The following is an 18,367-nucleotide window of genomic DNA, read 5'->3' as shown; positions in this document are numbered from 1 at the left end:
TTTACTCGCTCCTAAGCGATTGCACCGGGTTGGTAAGCGCCGCCCGCACCGCCTGAAAACTAACCGTAAGTAAGGCAATCAGCAGGGTGGCGCCGCCCGCCAGCACAAATATCCACCAGCCCATATCGGCCCGGAAGGCATAATTTTGCAGCCAGTTATGCATCAGGTACCAGCCCAGCGGCCAGGCAATTAAGTTGGCAATTAATACTAGTTTCAGGAAATCTTTGGAGAGCATGGCCACAATGCCGCTTACCGAAGCACCCAGCACTTTCCGGATGCCGATTTCTTTGGTGCGCTGCTCGGCAGTAAATAAGGCCAGGCCAAATAATCCCAAGCAAGAAATAACAATGGCAATGCCGGCAAAGTAATTGGCCAGTTTACCAATAACGGCTTCGCTGCGGTACATTTGTTCAAAATCTTCGTCCAGGAACCGGTAGTTAAAAGGATAATTTGGGTTGAACCGCTTGGTTAAATTTTCCAGGCTGGCCAGGGCTTCTTTGGTTTTGCCGGCTTCGGTGCGCACAAAAAGGAAATTAGCATTCTGCGGGCTTAAAAATATTAACAAGGGCTGCATGGGCGCGTGCAACGATGTCACATGGAAGTCTTTCACCACGCCCACAATATTTACTTCTTGCCCGTTTAAAGTAATTTTTTCGCCCAACGGTTCTTTAAAGCCCATTATTCGCACGGCTTCTTCGTTTACCAGCACTTTACTGGAGTCGGCCCCGAACTCCTTAGAGAAAAAGCGGCCTTCTTTTAGTTGCACGTCCAGGGTTTGAGGAAAACCGTAATCGGTTTGTAAAAAAGAAAATAAAATATCGATACCCGGGTCTTTGCCCCGCCAAGCTACCCCGCCGCCGTTATTGCCCACCGCAATGGGGCTTTGGTTGGCGGCTCCTACGGCTTTAATGCCAGGTGCCTGCGCCAACTGGTTTTTAAAGGCTTCGGCGTTTTTACTTAAATCGCCTTCCAGCGACACATAAGCTACATTTTCGCGGCTTAAACCAATATTTTTACTCCGGATGTACTCTACCTGCCGGTAAACCACCAGCGTACTAATTATAAGAATAGCCGATAACACAAACTGAAATACCACCAAACCTTTCCGGAATAAGGCCACGCTGTTGCTGAATTTTAAAGTGCCTTTGAGTACGGTTACGGGTTTAAAAGAAGACAAAAACAAGGCCGGATAACTGCCCGCCACCAACCCGGTTATTAGCGCAATACCCAGCAGCGATCCCCAGAAAGCCGGCTCGGCATATCCAAGCATAATAGACTTACCGGTAAACTCATTAAAAGCCGGCAAAAACAACTGGGTTAAGCCTATTGAAATAAATATTGCCAGCAACGAAATAAGCATTGATTCGCCGATAAACTGGCCCACCAGCACCGACCGCACGGCCCCAATAACTTTACGCACGCCTACTTCTTTCGCGCGCTTAGCCGAACGGGCCGTAGAAAGGTTCATGAAATTAATGCAGGCAATTAACAGCACAAACACCGCCACCACCGAAAACAGCCGCACGTACGCAATGCGTCCGCCGCCAACGCGGTCGTTTTGAAAATCGCTGCGCAGGTACATATCTTTTACCGGCTGCAAAAAGAGTTTAATATGGGTCTGTTTGCTATTTTGGGTAATAAATTCTTCAATTTTGGGGTCGAGGCCGGCTTTGGTGGCATTGGGGTGTAATTGCACAAAGGTCCGGATGCCGTTGCTGTCCCAGGATTTCAGCCATTGTTTGTCGGGTTTGGCTTCGTAATCATTTACCGGCATTAAATAAGAAAACTGCAGCGAAGAGTTTTTGGGTACATCGCGCAGCACGCCGGTTATTTTGTAACTATCAGCGTTATTTATTTTAAACACCTGGCCCAACACCTGGGTGGTACCAAAATATTTTTTAGCTAAGGTTTCGGTAATCACCACTGAATTGGGCTGATTTAGCGCCGTGTTAGCATTACCCGCCACTAGCGAAAACGAAAACATCCGCAGGAAATCGGGACTTACGTAGTTACCGGTTTCTTTAAAACTTTTGTCGCCGTGGGTAAAAAGCACCTGCTCATCCCAGCTTACTTTGGTGGCATGGGATACTTCCGGAAATTCTTTTTTCAGCGCTTCGGCCAGCGTTCCTGGGGTCGACGACATGGTTAAGTTTTCGCCGCCCGGATAATGCTGTTCTTCTATAACCCGGTACAAATCATTTAAATTGGCATGAAAGCGGTTAAAACGCAGCTCGTCGCGCACCCACAACATAATCAGGATGCTACAGGTCATGCCCAGCGCCAAACCAAAAATATTGATGAACGAGAATATCTTGTGCCGCAGCAAGTTCCGGAAAGCAATTTTGAGGTAGTTCTTAAACATAGATGCAGTTTATATTAGAGCTGCTTCTGCTGGGAAAACAGCTTTATTTAATTTAATATTTTTTGTCGGGTCTGGCAAAAAAAGGGCATGCGTTTACCTCCGGCTTTAGAAAAAGTAATAATAAAAATGCCAGTTTATCAAAACATTGTATATCAACAAATTAACTCATATCTAATATTTAAATAAATTAAAATTTGTTCGGTTTTGATACAATGTTCGTCCGGTTTCAGAACAGCCAGCTTTTATTAAGCTGTTTTTGAAGCAGAAGCGTTAGTTAGCAAGAGGTTTATCATTTGAAAAATTGCATCTATCGAAGCACAGGTGCTAACTATTAGCTGCTGTTTAAGTTTGCTTATGTCCGCGAGGGCCCGAGTGGCCAAACTACTGTTAATTGCCTGTTGTTACTGTCTTTCCGAAGTTGAATAATTAAGTTAACACTTATTTTTACTACTTTGCTAAGTGAAGGGCATTCTGTTCACACTACGCATCATGGGGGATTAACAAAAACAATTTTGCCTAATACAATATCTCTTTAATAAAAACGACTATTATAATTCTTCATATGTTAGAAGAAAATCAACTTGTAAAGTCTTGTGATGATTTATTAAAGTTACTGAATAAAAAGCCAGACACATTTGATTTGTCCTGGTGTGAAATTCAATTAGACTTTAATTTATATGAATTTATCCAAAATAATCCAATAGATGGAATAGAAATTAGGAATGATATAATTAATGATAACGTTGATGACTTCTTACCTAAAATTAGCCCTGGATTTTATTGTTGTAATTTAATATTTAAGAAGCCAGTTTCATTTTTTCAATCTACTATTAATGGGCCAACAAATATAAGGAATGTAATATTTGAGCAAGGCATTACTATTATAACTACTTCTTTCCATGGAGAAGCAAATTTCTTTAATACAAGAATTGAAACACCATCAATTTTCAGATCTTTAAAAATAAACAAATCTATTAGTTTTATCAAATCTATTTTAGCAATAACCGAATTCTCTAACTCCATATTTGAAGAGAACATCATTTTAATGAATTCAATAGTAAGCACCCCTATTGATTTTACCAAATCCACTTTCAATAAAAATGTAAGCATTAACAATGTAGCATTTGCAGGCAAGCTAGATTTTTCTAATTCTATTATTAACTCTATATTCAGTATAAGAAATGATATTACTAAAGAATATATAAAAGTTAAAGAGGCTGTTTTTAGCAATACTATATTTAATGGGAAGGTTAATATTTCAAAAATATGCTTTGAAGAAAAGGTAATCACACATAATGCAATCTTCCATGAATCCATAATTGTAAAAGACATTACCTTCAGAAATAAAGCATACTTTACATATTCTACTTTTAACAAGAATATTGATTTTGAAAATACAATTATAGAGAAACATCTAAGCTTTGCCTACTCCAGGTTTAAAGAGGAAGTAAAATTAAGAGAAATTAATTTTGAGTCAGCAGTTCTGTCATTTACTGGTGTTCAAATTGATTCAGCCTTTTGGCTAGGAAGCCATTTAGCTAATGGCATAAGTAAAAAATTTGATGGAACAATTTCCTTTCAAGGTGCTATAATAGGTAGTGGAAGTATAGTCAGAATTTTTGAAATCAATTCGCAACAGAACCCAGTTGGCACTTTAAAATTTACAAATGCCATTATACGTGGCCTGTTAGATATACGCAATGTGTTTTTATCGAGTATAAGCTTTGATGGCACCGTCGTTTCAGGAAATATTCAAGATAATAATACATTATCGAATGCTATTAGTGATTGCAGCACAGCAAGGTTATTAAAACATGAAGCACGTAAAATAAACAATAATATTTCAGCATTAAATTATCATAAAATTGAAATGATTAAGTTCTCCAAGAATTTAAAAAGCTTATCAAAAGGAGATGCATTTCTTTTATTCATGAACAAAATATCAAACAATTATGGTCTAGATTGGGGCAGAGCAGTTGTGTTTACATTTAGTTCTGGCTTGGTCTTTTATTGCTTATTTATTATGAGCAGTAGTGAATTCGGGTTTCCTTGGACTAATAATTATAACTTTTTACTAAACGATCAAACATTCTGGGCAGGATTCATAAATTATTTTTGGCTACCAACCGGATTCAATGAACTAACATCTTCTATTAGAAAAGTAACAGGTGGTATTTTAGGTGCATTGTGCGGTATCCTAAGTTCATTTTTCTTTATTTTAGGGAAAATCCTAATTGCCTATGGTATTTATCAAACCGTTGCGGCATTTAGAAAATATGTTTAAACCTCATGTTATGCATAAAGTTAGTGACAAACTAACTCTATGCATAATACAATAAAATTCTTCTGATAGCTGATTATTCGTTCCTAAGCGATTTTACCGGGTTAGACACCGCTGCTTTTATCGCCTGGAAACTAATAGTAACCAAAGCAATGATAATAGCCAAAGCACCAGCCACTACAAATATCCACCAGCTAATTTGGGTGCGGTAAGCAAAATCCTGGAGCCACTGGTGCATGCCGTACCAGGCCAGGGGCCAGGCAATTAAATTCGCTACTAATACCAGTTTCAAAAAATCTTTTGAGAGCATAGCCACAATGGCACTGACCGAGGCGCCGAGCACTTTGCGGATGCCTATTTCTTTGCGCCGTTGCTGGGCCGTAAAAGTTGCCAACCCAAACAAGCCCAGGCAGGCAATAAAAATGGTAAGCCCGGCAAAGATGCCCAATATTTTACCTAATTTCTGTTCGGTTTGGTACACCTCGGCAAAACGGTCGTCGAGGAAAGAATAAGCAAACGGCGCTTCGGCAGTCAGGTCGTTCCAGGTATTTTCCAGAGAAGCTATCAAACCCGGAATATTATCGGTTTTAATTTTTACGAGTACGCTGCCGGAGTTTTCGCCGTAGGTCATGACCATGGGACCTATTTTCTGGTGCATCGATTCAAAATGGAAATCTTTTAGTACGCCCACTACGTGCAGGATGCGGCCATTACCATCTTGAATTTTCTGGCCCAACGGGTTTTTCTGCCAGTTCAGGGCCGTTACGGCGGCTTCGTTTAACAGCACCCCCAAAGAATCGGTTTTAAAATCTTTCGAAAAATTGCGCCCAGCTACCAGTTTGAGGCCCAAGGTAGGCAGGTAATTTTCGTCGATTAAATATTGCCGCATTACAATAGGCTGGCCTTTCCGATCTTGCGGGAAAAAGCCATTGTTGCTTTCTTTCGAATCGCCAACCGGTACGTTGCCCGAAATACTGGCCTGCACTACCTGCGGGAACTGCGCTATTTTCTCTTTAAATACTTTTTCGTTCTTTTTAAGGGCGTAACTATCCTGCACCACCAGCACCTGCTCTTTGCTGTAGCCCACCGCTTTTTGCTGCATATAAGTTAGCTGCCGGTACACTACCACCGTACCCACCAATAAGGCTATAGAAATAAAAAACTGGAACACCACCAGCATGCTCCGTAACCGAAAACTGCCCCACCACTGGTTACCGCTGAATAATTTGCTACCCAGGCTACTGCCTTTTAAAACCGCTACCGGCCGGAAACCCGATAAATAAAACGCGGGGTAACTGCCGGCCAGCAAACCAACCAGGATACCAAATACAGGCAAGCCCACCAGGTAAACCGGCTGTAGCAAAAAATCGAGGGTGAAAGATTTACCCGTTAAGTCGTTGAAAACCGGTAAAGCCAGGCTCACCAGAAAAATGGCAATAAACAGCGCGCAAAAGCTAATCAGCACCGATTCCGACATAAACTGAAAGATTAGCTGCTGGCGCACCGAACCCAATACTTTCCGGATGCCTACTTCTTTGGCCCGTTTGGAAGCCCCGGCCGTAGATAAATTCATAAAATTAATACAGGCAATCAAGAGCATAAAACCCGCAATCGCCAGAAAAATATATACGTACTGAATATTGCCGTTCGGCTCCAGTTCAAATTTATACTGCGACCGCAAATGTATACTGGTCAGGGGCTGTAAGAATAACCCAAAATCGTTACCGGCTTTCCGGAACTCGGCCATACTAACGCCAATGCCGTCTTTTACTTCTTTGGAGATAAAGCGTTCGGCTTCCGCCTGAAATTTAGTTTCGAGCTGGCGCATGTTGGTACCGGGTTTTACCAGCACGTAGGTGTAAAAATTAAAACCTAACCAAGCTGGGTTTTTAGCTAAACCGTGGCTGTGCATCGAGGCCAGCATATCGAAATGGAAATGGGTATTGGCGGGCATTTTGGAGATAACGCCGGTTATTTTATAAGAAGCATTCCAGGCTTTTAAATCCAGCACTTTGCCCATGGGGTTTTCTTGCCCGAAATATTTTTGGGCGAAATCTTCGGTAATGACAATACCGCTGGGGTCGGATAAAGCGGTGGCCGGATCGCCCTGCAACAACGGGAAATCAAATACCTGAAAAAAAGTAGGATCGGCGTAGGCAAACTTTTCTTCTTTAAACGTTTGGCCATTGTAGGTCACAAACGGACTGCCATTTACCCGAATGCGGGTATAGGCCGCTACTTCCGGGAAAACGGTTTTAAGCTGCTCGCCCACCGGCGCCCCGGTCATCGGAAATTCCAGCACCTCCTGGTTTAACCGGCCATTAAACCCAACCCGGTAAATTTGGTCGGCCCGACTGAAATGCTTGTCGTAACTAACTTCATCGAACACAAATAAAATTATGAGCAGGCAGGAGGCAATGCCAATAGCCAGACCCAGAATATTAATCGCCGAAAATGCTTTGTTCCGGGCAATATTCCGGATCGCAATCGTCAGGTAGTTCTTAAGCATGGTTCGATATTGTTATCTAACTTTTGTTTTGTCGTTAATGCGAAGTGCCCCTTTGGAGGGGCAGGATTACACATCTAGGCAATAAATATTCTGATGAAAATATTTATACCGCTTTAGCTTTCAACAACCGTTTTTTGTGTCCGCAACAGTACTTGTCCTCCCCCTACCCCCTCCAAAGGGTGACAGCCATCCACACCGGCTAGGCGGGCAGAAAAGTTGTTGTAGGCAACATTGGCCTTTTCTGAATAGTCAGGGCAGATTGTTTAGCTTATAAAAATTACTTTTCTAGTTCCATCTTAATGCTGCCCATGCCGGCACTAACGGTAATATCCAGGTTCTGCGGGGTTTTGCCGTAGGCATCATTTACGTAGTAGCCGCCTTGTTTTCTCAAAGTTCGGCTTTCTACCCCGCCCAAGCCCGAGACTTTTACCCGCACACCAGTTTGGCGTGGCAGTACCAGGGTCAGGTCGCCGATGCCGCCATTAATTTCTGCTTTTAGATTGGTGTTGCGTTTGCCCGTGAGGTTTAGGGTTAAAGCACCTACTCCGGCACTTACTTTTAAACTGGCAACAGCGGTATTGGCTAAATTTACTTTAAAATCGCCGGCGCCAGCTTCCATTTCCAGCCGGTTTACTTTTGCCCCGCTTAAATTTACCGTGCCTTCACCGGCTCCCATTCTAAACTTCAGATCAGTAGGTACAGAGCGGGGCATTTTTATTTCCCATTCGTTCCGCTCCTTCTCCTGCATGTTCGTATTCTTTTCTTCGGGCTGCTTTATGCTTAATATTCCTTTACCAGCTTGTGGTGTAAATTTTATTTCGGGTTTCCAGTTTTTGCGGGTGTAATTAAAACTGGCATTTACCGCTGCCTGGTCCTGGGTTGTAAGCTTAAAGGTGCCGGCATTCAGCTGCAGTTCGGCTTGCAAATTTTTAATATTTTTTAAGTCGATTGTTTGCTTGGAAATAAGCTGACTTTTGGCAGGAGTTGCCAAAAACCAACTTACTAAAAAGAAACTGGCAGCATAAAACAAAAGCAGTTTGAATGGTTTCGGGAGCATTATTTTGAATGTTATAAGGTGTAAGGTGGTAGTAATATAAATCTTAATTTATTATTTACCACGCCTGCCCCACCTAAAATAGGCGGGGAATTTTCGGAATATTTTTTAGTAATAATTACTCGCTGCGCAAGGCTTTTACCGGGTTAGAAACGGCTGCTTTTACCGCGTGGAAACTTACGGTAAACAACGCAATCACCAGCGCTGCCATAGCCGCTACCATAAATATCCACCACGAAAAAGGCGTCCGGAAGGCAAAGTTCTGCAACCATTGGTTCATGCCGTACCAGGCCAGCGGCCAGGCAATAATATTGGCTACTAATACTAGTTTCAGGAAATCTTTGGAGAGCATGCCTACAATACCGCTTACCGAAGCCCCCAGTACTTTGCGGATACCAATTTCTTTGGTGCGCTGCTCAGTGGTAAAAGAAGCCAGGCCAAATAAACCCAAACAGGCAATAAAAATGGCTAACCCGGCAAAAGTGGCAAATATTCTACCTAATTGCAGTTCGGCCTGGTACTGATTCTGTAACCGGTCGTCCATAAAAGTAAAGTCAAAAGGGTGTTTGGGGTCGAAGGCGTTCCATTTGCTTTCGAGTTGGGCCAGGGTGCCGGAAATATCGTTAGTGGCCAGGCGCACAGCCAAAAACGAGACACGGCGGGTGCTGGCGCTAAATACCATGGGCTCTACTTTCTGGTGCAACGACTGGAAATTAAAGTCTTTTAGTACGCCTACTACCACGCTGCCAATCGAGTCGCGGCCACCATAACTAATGCGTTGCCCCACGGCCTCTTCCGGCGATTGCCAGCCAAAAGCCGCAGCGGCTGCTTCGTTCAGCATAATAGATCGGGCCGTATCGGTGGCAAATTTCTTATCAAGGAAACGCCCGGCTTTCAACTCCAGGTCGAAGGTTTGAATAAATTCAAAATCGGTGGGCAATACAAACCCAATGATAGAATTATCCTGAGAATTGCCTTTACCCATCGGGCGCATAGGCGTACGCCACCAGCCTTCGTCGGCCGGAATAGAGCCGGTAAGGGTGGCATTTTTTACCTGCGGTAGCTGCCGTATTTCGTCGCGGAAGGTGCGTGATTTCTGGATAGGCAAGTTACCCGGAATATTTACAATAACCATTTGCTCCTGGTTAAAGCCCAGGCGTTTGTTTTGCACGTACTGCATCTGGTTATACACTACGGCGGTGCCCACAATCATGCCAATAGAAATGGCAAACTGCAATATTACCAAGCCCTGCCGCAAAGCCACGCCGCTAACCGCACCGGTTTGCCGGCCTTTAAGCACCTGCACCGGCCGGAAACCCGATAAATAAAACGCCGGATAAATGCCCGCTACCAAACCCGCCAATAAAGTAAGCCCCAGCATACCCAGCCACAACTCCGGATTATGCAGGTAGTTTAGTTCGATATATTTACCAGATAATTTATTAAACAAAGGCAAAGCCAGGTAAACCATAATAATGGCTAGTAGCAAGGCAAAGCCCGAAAGCAACATTGATTCGGCTAAAAACTGGCGAATAAGTTGCGAACGGGTAGCGCCAATTACCTTACGCACACCTACTTCTTTGGAGCGGTTCTGCGACCGGGCCGTAGCCAGGTTCATGAAATTAATGCAGGCCAGCAAAATAATAAACAAAGCCAGTGCCGAGAACAGATAAATATTATTAATATCGCTAACGGGTGCTATCTGCCCGCCGTAATCCGGGTCCAGGTGAATAGCTAACAAAGGTTGAATATGCAAAGAAGGCGGCGGCGGGGTGCCAGGGCGATTGGGCTGATATTTTTTAGTAAAAGCAGCCAGTTTTTTATCGAAAGCAGCAGCATTAAAATTATTGTTTACCAAAATATAAGCTGTAACACCGTAAGCAAACCACTGATTTAGGTAATCGCGACCAGCCAGGCGCATGGGTACTAAAAAATCGGGACGTAATTGGGTGGTACGCGGCACTTCGGCCAATATTCCGGTTACTTTTAAGGTATGCGGCGTATTGCCTTCCATTTCAATTATTTTACCCATCGGGTTTTCGCTGCCGAAATATTTCTGGGCCAGCTCCTGACTCAGTACAATCGAATTAGGCTCACTTAAAGCCGTTTGGGAGTTTCCGGCTGCCAGCGGAAAATCGAATACTTCAAAAACCGTGGAATCGGCAAAAAAGCCCCCGGTTTCGTAAAGGGCTTTGTCACCGTAGCGGAGCAGTTCGTGGCCGCCGGTACTGTTGAAACGCACAAATTGTTTTACTTCCGGGTAATCTTGTTTTAGGTGCGGCGCAATAGGCGGCGAGGTAATACCGGCTTTTTCGGTGGTGCCGTTGTTATCAATGGTAATGGTAAGCCGGTAAATATTTTCGGCCTGCCGATGGTGTTTCTCAAAAGAAAGCTCATCCTGCACATACAGCAAAATAAACGTGCAGCAGGCAATGCCCACCGCCAAACCCGCCATGTTAATAAAAGTATAACCTTTGTGCCGGAGCAGGTTTCTAAACGCAATTTTCAGACAGTTTTTCAGCATAGTAGCAGCAAATAGGTCTATGGTGGTGGTTTAAGCAGAATCAGGAAATCTAACCGAAAGTTTTGGAGTAAGCATAATTTAACCTGGCTCCGCTATTCTTTCAATAATAAAAATGCCACAATATTATATTATTGTTAATCAATTATTTATATAAAAAATATTAAAACTAAAGGAATAAACCGTTCGGTTTTGATACACTTTTTTGTTCGGTTTTATAACACCCCCAATCAGATAATTTAATCCGGACGGGGCCACTTGTAAATCCTTAACCTGTAACTTTATTTGTTTTAAATTTAAATATTTTACCGCTTACCGCCGTTTTTAAAGTCCGTGCTTTTAGCGGGCAGGCCGCGGGTAAAAGAAAACGAATTGCCCAAAAAGCTGGAGAAAATAGAAGGCGTTTTAAGAATTTTTCTGTATGTTAGATATCTGGTTTTGGCTTAAAATTTATGCATGGCGTCCATGAAGGTACTCTTTTCGTTGGTTAGGTTTTTGTGGTTGGCGGGCTTCTGCTTGTTGTTTTCCTGTTCCGAATCAGCCTCCGATAAAAATGAGGCAGCGGCAGCAGAACAAGACGAGCAGTTCGATAAAATAGTGGCGCTCGTAAACCCCGAAAGAGCCAAAAAGCAGGAGTGCCAACTGGATTCGCTGTTCCGGGATTTACATAAAAAACGAGGATTTAACGGCACGGTGCTGGTAACGCAGTACAACCAAATATTATACAAAGGCGCTTTTGGCTACGCCGATTTTCAGAAGAAAGACACCTTAACCACGCAAAAGCCTTTTCAGTTAGCCTCGGTCAGTAAGCAGTTTACCGCCATGGCCATTATGATGCTGCAGGAACAAGGACGCCTGAAATACGAAGACGAGGTGCAGCGTTTTTTCCCGGATTTTCCTTACGAGTGCATCACCGTCCGGCACTTACTTACGCACCGCTCGGGCTTGCCCAACTACACTTATTTTACCGAAAAATATTGGAAAGACCGCCGGGCTTTTATCAGCAACGAAGAAGTAATCGGGCTGATGACCCAACACAAACCCGCCGTTTATTACCAACCCGATAAACGCTTTAATTATAGTAATACGGGCTATATGTTGCTGGCCGCCATTGTTGCCAAAGCATCGGGTATGCCTTACGAGCAGTTTATGGAAAAGAAAATATTCCGGCCCCTGGGCATGAAAAACAGTTGGGTACTTACCGATAAGAACGCTGAAATTCCGCCTGGCCACACGGCCCGCCGCCGCAAACGCGAAATTGATTTTTTAGATGGCGTGCAGGGCGATAAAGGTATTTATTCCACGGTAGAAGATTTATATAAATGGGACCAGGCTTTGTACACCGAAAAACTGGTTAAGCGGAAAACCCTGGAAGAAGCTTTTGTAGGAGCCGCCAAGGAAACAACAAAAGAAGATTACGGCTTTGGCTGGCGCCTCCGCAAACTCGCCGACACCGAACCGGTGGAGTACCATGGCGGCTTGTGGCACGGGTTTAATAATTATTTTATGCGCAACCGCAAAGACCACAGCGCCATAATTGTATTAAGCAACGTAACCAACGGCAGCTTGGTGTATATGCAAAATGTGCAGGCCATTCTGTACCCCGAAACAGTAAAACCATTGGTTATTGCCGAAAGAAAAGTAAAACGACCAACTAAGAAAATAGCCCGCGCCAAGAAAGCTAAAAAATCATCGGTAGCGGCCCGGCGCAAACAAAGTAGGCGCAACTCATCTTAGTTTCATTGGCACAGAGAATCTTGTTACAGACTCTATAATTGGAGGCCGTACAACACATACCAGATTATAAGTCAGGAATTTACATATTTTTATTAATAAGAATAGTACTTCAGTTCTGCGCTTAAGAAGATTAAACACCGGGTGGTATATGGCGCGGGCGTCCCGCCCGTGTCTTCTTTTTCTGGCCTCTGGCCGCTATAAACAACCGGCTATTTTTTTACCGATGAAAGCGGCCAGAGGCCGGCAGAAATTATCTCCAGCGGGACGCTGGCGATAACATTAAATAAAGCACTCAAGTAATTTTTTGGTATAATAACAATTTGTATCAAGCTTTATTTTTATAAATTAGAAACAAAACAATAGCTCTCAACCTGAACCTTACAGCAATACCCTGATGAACAAAACCATCCTGGCATTATTATCCATTCTATTATTGGCGACTTCGTTTCAGCAACCTGAAATTGCTTATAAAGCCAGGAAAGTACCAGCCATTATTGATAAATCGGTAAAGGCCCGCATAGATGCTACTCTAAAAAGCTTTGTTGATTCCGGCAAAATAGCAGGAGTATCGGCTTTGATTTTTGAGAAAAACAAGGAGGTCTATTACAATGCTTTTGGCCATGCCGACCGTGAAGCCAAAATCCCGATGGACCGAAATACGATTGTACGCATTTATTCCATGACCAAGCCGGTAACTGGGGTAGCCTTAATGCAGCTTTATGAAAAAGGTGCTTTCCAACTGGATGATCCGTTGGCCAAATACCTGCCCGAGTTTGCCGATATGAAAGTGTATAAAGGTGTTGATGCGGCGGGCAACTTAATATTGGAACCGGCCAAACGCCCCATTACCATCCGCGATATTACCCGCCATACCGCTGGTTTTGCTACCAGTACCAACCTGCCGGGCCTCAGCGATTTGGTAAAGCAGGCTGATGTGATGAACCCTGCCAATACCTTAAGCGAAATGGCTAAAAAATTAGCTGGTCTGCCGCTGGAGTTTCATCCGGGCGAGCAATGGGCTTACGGACCATCGGTAGACGTGCAGGCTTATTTGGTAGAGCGTATTTCCGGCAAACCTTTTGACCAATATTTGCAAGAAAATATCTTTAATCCGCTGGGCATGACCAACACCCGTTACGTAGTTCCGGCAAGCGACCGGCAGAAGTTTGCCGGTATGTATCGCCGCAGCACCGAAGGCCAGTTAACGCGCGTACCCGATGATGAAAACACCTACAACATTAAAAACTGGCCGTTAAAACCTGGCGGTTTTGGCCTCACCTCTACCCTGGACGATTACATGAAATTTGCCCGCATGCTGGTGAATAAAGGCAAGTCGGGTAAAGCTACTATTCTAAAACCCGAAACAATAAAATTAATGGCTACCAACCATTTAGCCGAAAGTATTACCGAACGCATGTGGCTACCCAGCAAAGGGCAGGTGGGTTTTGGCATTGATTTCGCGGTGCGGCTGCGCCCGCCTTTTACAAAAGAAGAAAACAATGGTGTAGTGGGTGAGTTTTTCTGGGATGGCGCCGCCAGCACTTTATTTTGGGTAGATCCGGTTAATGAAGTCACCGCCGTACTGTTTGTGCAGGTCATGCCCTTTTACGGCCAATTGCACAAGCGCTTCCGGGATGCGGTATATGGCGAATACTTGCCTAAGTAAATTAGAATAGCAGAAAATTTATAGGCTTAGGAAATAATCCTAAAAGAATACCTATAGCTTTCCTGGCGCGTCAGGTTATCACCCTAAGCAGGCTAAGCTACTAGCGCTGGCGCAAGTTTAGCGAAGCGCAACTTGTGCCTACTAATAATTGCCAGTTTTCAACTGGTCGGAAATTGGAAACGTCCTTTCATAAAACACACCAGCTACAATCTGGTGCGAGCAAACGTAAATTATTCTAAAATATTCCTTAGTCTGACGGGCATCTTCCCTTAATCCCCCGACTTTGAATTACCCCTGACTTCAGTCAGGGGTGCCAAATATTTCTTAAAACCCGGGGCTAAAGCTCCCGGGCAATACAATGCTGCGTTTACCCTGAGGCCATGGTGATAACTCCTGACATGGCGAAAAATATCAAAATAAAGAGATAAAATTTTTGTGGAATTCGATTGCACTTGCATCTGTAAAGAACAAGTCATGGCAATTCTTATGAAAAAAATACCCAAACCTCTGCTGCTACATTTTTCTCCTCTGGGTTGGGTTTGCCTTGCAGCTGGCTATTACTTTCTCCCAGCTATAAACGCTGCCTACCTGCACCTCAATTAAATATATACCTAAACCTTATAACCTTAACTATAAAATTTTCTCGCTATGAAAACAAGTCCTTTTTTATCTCGCCCGATCGGCAGCTATTTATCATTTACCCTGGCAATTATTTTAGCTTTAGTATTGCCAATCAGCCTGCTGGCTAACAAACCACAGAAAATAACCCGCCAACCCGCAGCAGATTTAAAACAGTTTGAAGGCACTTACCAATTACTTGGCGATCAAAACCTGAAATTACAGATTAGTGCTGTCGGTTCTGGTTTAACCCTGAAAGAACTTTGGAGCAACCGGGAAATCAGCTTTCAGCAAAAAGCAGATTTAAACTTTGTTGCCGCCGAGCACCCGGAATTCACCCTGGATTTTGTCCAGGATAAGAGCGGCACCATTAACCAGGTTACTGCTTTTAAAAGGGATATTTGGATAAAAGCAAACGCCAACGCTACTGAAAAGAAACTAAGCGCAGCCGAAACTGCCCGCTTAAACCAAAGTTACCAGAAAATATTCCCAGCTTTTCAGGAAGCCATTAACGCCAACGCTACCGATAAAATACAAAGCTTTTTAAAAACCTATCTGGATGAGAGCCTAATATCTGCGCTGACCTTAGAAAAATTAACGGTGCAGGCAAAGGAAATGTACCAAAAAACCGGCGGTATTATGCTGGATACAACCAAACCCATTAATCCCGAAACGGGAGCCGCCAATTTTAAAAGTAAAAACCAGGCAGTTTCATTCCAGATGAGTTTTACCTTAAACCCAGCCGGTAAAATCACCAATTTTGGTTTGCAGGAGTAACCAGCTTTATTTTTTAGATAACGCTTACCTTTAAAGAGCAAGGTCTAAGCAATCCACATTTGTCATTCAGGAGGAACCTATGTAGTAGGCAACCAAATAGATTCCTCTGGAATGACAAATGTGGACTCCTATCACTTAAAAAAAACAGCAAAGTCTTGTTTGCAGGCAATATTGTCCTGGCTTTATTTAGCTAGAATATTGCGCCTACTTTTTAAGAAGCTCAGCCAGGCTTCTCCTTTCTATTATCCTTACACAACACTTCGGCCGCTTCACTTTCCGGTTACTATTTACCTTGTTAAGGCACCATGCAGAAGGCTTTTCTAATTCTTATATGGATAATATTATTGATATGGTTGCCATTACGTACATCAGCCCAAAATAAACTGGCGGCCCAACTCGATAGTTTTATGCAAACAAAAGTGGCTACGCAACATTTTAATGGGAATGTACTGGTGGCAAAATCCGGAAAGGTTGTTTATCAAAAGGCTTTTGGTTACCGAAATTATACAACCAAAGAGCCTTTAACCAACAACTCGGTCTTTGAACTAGCATCCATTTCGAAGCAATTTACCGCCGTGGGCATTCTGCTCCTGGTAGAAAAAGGCAAATTAAAATTATCGGATACCTTGAGAAAGTTCTTTCCGGAACTCCCTTACCCTAATATTACTATTCGGCATCTGCTCACGCATACCTCCGGTTTACCCGATTACATGGATATGCTGAAAACCTGGCCCACCAACCAATTTGCCTCTAATCAGGATGTGCTTGCTTTTCTGATTAAAACAAAACCAGCTAGCTTTTTTAAACCGGGTGAAAAATGGAAATACTCTAACGCCGCCTTTGTACTACTGGCTTCTATTATAGAGAAAATATCCGGCCAACCCTTCCCGGATTACATGAATAAAAATATTTTCAAGCCGCTCCGGATGCAACATACCAGCATTTACAATAGCAGGCATTCAGCAGGTGCAAGCATGGCTAATTACGCTTATGGCTACGTTTATTCAGAGCGTAGAGATAGGTATATTCTGCCGGATAGTTTACTTTCTTATGGGTTTGTTATTCCGAGGGATGGCATCCAAGGCGATGGTAATGTAAATGCTACTACCGCCGATTTATTAAAGTGGGACCGGGCTTTAAAAAATAATAGCTTGCTCAGCACAAAGACCCAGCAGCAGATGCTTTCCCCACAAGTAACTGTTGATCCATCTTCTGCAATGTATCTGGCTACCAAAATAAAAAGCTATGGCTACGGAATAGGCGTTGGCACGAATAAATACGGTAATTATTTGTGGCACGGCGGAAATCAGCCGGGTTATGCTACCAATCTTATTCAGTACGTAGAGGAAGATATAACCATTATTGTACTCTCCAACAACGCTTCTAATGTTTTAGAAATTACAGAGGGCTTAGCGGGCCTGATGATCGCTAAATAAATATTGCAGCTACTCATTACGCAAAGCCTGCACCGGATTAGCCAGTGCTGCCTTTTTCTGCCGTGTCTGGTGTTATAACCTAGCACTTACATTCTCAACTTAAACTTACCCAAAGGTTCCACGCTAGCGGGTTAATACATAAGAGGCTAAAAGTATTATTCTAAATACAAAAACTTACTGCAAAGGAAAAGAACTAAAAATATATTCTTTCATTTATGTAAGCGTAAATGAAACAACTATAATCAAGTATCTCTAACTTTTATAAAATAGAGTCTCTGAATTATAAGGGGCGATGTATATTTCTGTAATCTCATCAGGGTCAAAAGCCTTATCTGTAACTTCTCCGGTCTTACTATCATAAGCTTTTAAATCATTCATTATGTTTGGGTCGAATGAGAATGTAATTTTTTCTTCCTCTCTAACTTTCTCATTTGATGATAAGTCTTTTATAGCCCTGAAATACTTAGCTCCAAATTCTGGTTTTGATAATAGTAATGGAGGACATAAAGGAACCGAATAAGGTTCTCCATTATATAAATTATTGTCTATATCTACTTTAGAAAAAGGAATAGGAAATTGAAAGACATGATTTTGGAAATATAGAGCAAATACATGGTTAATAATCCTACTTTCAGGTTTCAATTTTTTAAACAAAAAAGAAACCGGATTATGAACTATATGATTATATGGTAATTCATAATGTATAATTTTTGCTACCTCAGAATATTTATTATCACTTCTTTTCAAATATTCAAAAGTATATTGATATTCCAATACATATTTTTCAGGCAATATTGATAACGCAATTTTCAGTAATGCCTTATAAACCTTTAAAGGGATATATGGCTGCTTTGGGTATTTAATCTCTGTTCTTCCTTCTTTGCTATCAATATTAAAAATACCTTTTGCCGATTTAGATAGGGAAATTATTAATCCTTCTTTTATTCCATGAAACTCTGTTCTCCTTGCCGAAAGGTTATATCCAGGAGAATTAAATATTGGAATTTTATCTTTTTTGTTCTTAACACCTGAGAATGTTCTCGACATGCCCAAAAAGTTGGCTAAATCATTCTCATAATTAGCACCAAAGAAAGTATTACATTTATCACATTCGAAATCTGAAATCAAATACTTATTACCTAGAAGTTCTGAAATAATGTGTGGTTTATTATCAAAAGTTGTCTGTGAGTAATCTAACCCACAAAACCTGCATCTTCTCTCTTCTTTCGGTTTAAGATTCTTTATTTCTTCAATAGGACAAACTATAAATTCCTCTATTGTATAACTTTTAGTGAATATATCTAATTCATTACCGAGATCAGAAAAAGTATACGCCACAAAATTCATAAGTTAGGATTAATATAAAATCGGGATTGAAATCAAATCTTAAATTTATTCAATTTACT

10 protein-coding genes are annotated in these 18,367 nt (G+C 42.4%); 5 read left to right on the top strand and 5 right to left on the bottom strand.

Annotated elements, in window-relative coordinates; genetic code table 11:
- Window position 1: 1 nt before the first annotated feature.
- The gene (locus F0145_RS18110; protein ID WP_150090540.1) at window positions 2-2,362 is read right to left on the bottom strand and encodes an ABC transporter permease; all 2,361 of its coding nucleotides are present in this window, start codon (window positions 2,360-2,362) and stop codon (window positions 2-4) included.
- 562 nt (window positions 2,363-2,924) lie between these two features.
- Here F0145_RS18110 and F0145_RS18105 point away from each other — a divergent pair.
- Complete coding sequence (locus tag F0145_RS18105; protein WP_150090538.1) at window positions 2,925-4,646, top strand: pentapeptide repeat-containing protein; 1,722 nt, start codon at window positions 2,925-2,927, stop codon at window positions 4,644-4,646.
- A 73-nt stretch (window positions 4,647-4,719) separates the two neighbouring features.
- Here F0145_RS18105 and F0145_RS18100 read toward each other — a convergent pair whose 3' ends face one another.
- The 3 genes from F0145_RS18100 to F0145_RS18090 form a co-directional block, all read right to left on the bottom strand.
- Window positions 4,720-7,152, bottom strand: coding sequence for an ABC transporter permease (locus F0145_RS18100; RefSeq protein ID WP_150090536.1), 2,433 nt, complete (start codon window positions 7,150-7,152; stop codon window positions 4,720-4,722).
- A gap of 277 nt (window positions 7,153-7,429) precedes the next feature.
- On the bottom strand, window positions 7,430-8,209 hold the full coding sequence (locus F0145_RS18095; RefSeq protein WP_150090535.1) for a toast rack family protein: 780 nt from the start codon (window positions 8,207-8,209) through the stop codon (window positions 7,430-7,432).
- A 115-nt stretch (window positions 8,210-8,324) separates the two neighbouring features.
- Window positions 8,325-10,730, bottom strand: a complete 2,406-nt coding sequence (locus F0145_RS18090; protein WP_150090533.1) for an ABC transporter permease — start codon at window positions 10,728-10,730, stop codon at window positions 8,325-8,327.
- Window positions 10,731-11,192: 462 nt separating this feature from the next.
- On the opposite strand from F0145_RS18090, the gene F0145_RS18085 reads away from it, so the two are divergent.
- The 4 genes from F0145_RS18085 to F0145_RS18070 all read left to right on the top strand — a co-directional run bounded on the left by F0145_RS18085 (window position 11,193) and on the right by F0145_RS18070 (window position 16,961).
- Window positions 11,193-12,464 (top strand): serine hydrolase domain-containing protein, encoded by a 1,272-nt coding sequence (locus F0145_RS18085; RefSeq protein WP_150090531.1) that lies wholly within the window; start codon window positions 11,193-11,195, stop codon window positions 12,462-12,464.
- Between the two features lie 394 nt (window positions 12,465-12,858).
- Window positions 12,859-14,130 carry a serine hydrolase domain-containing protein gene (locus F0145_RS18080; protein ID WP_150090529.1) on the top strand — a complete coding sequence of 424 codons (1,272 nt, stop codon included), beginning with the start codon at window positions 12,859-12,861 and terminating at the stop codon, window positions 14,128-14,130.
- 648 nt (window positions 14,131-14,778) lie between these two features.
- Window positions 14,779-15,525, top strand: coding sequence for a hypothetical protein (locus tag F0145_RS18075; RefSeq protein ID WP_150090527.1), 747 nt, complete (start codon window positions 14,779-14,781; stop codon window positions 15,523-15,525).
- A gap of 407 nt (window positions 15,526-15,932) precedes the next feature.
- Complete coding sequence (locus tag F0145_RS18070) at window positions 15,933-16,961, top strand: serine hydrolase domain-containing protein (protein ID WP_190277592.1); 1,029 nt, start codon at window positions 15,933-15,935, stop codon at window positions 16,959-16,961.
- A 252-nt stretch (window positions 16,962-17,213) separates the two neighbouring features.
- On the opposite strand, the gene F0145_RS18065 is transcribed toward F0145_RS18070, so the two are convergent.
- Window positions 17,214-18,308: an HNH endonuclease gene (locus F0145_RS18065; protein WP_150090523.1), complete on the bottom strand. Its 1,095-nt coding sequence runs from the start codon at window positions 18,306-18,308 to the stop codon at window positions 17,214-17,216.
- Window positions 18,309-18,367: the final 59 nt, after the last annotated feature.

This window comes from Adhaeribacter rhizoryzae (genome assembly GCF_008629685.1).
Taxonomy (GTDB): domain Bacteria; phylum Bacteroidota; class Bacteroidia; order Cytophagales; family Hymenobacteraceae; genus Adhaeribacter; species Adhaeribacter rhizoryzae.
Note: the sequence above shows the minus strand (reverse complement) of the source record. Positions and strands in the feature narration are given on the sequence as shown.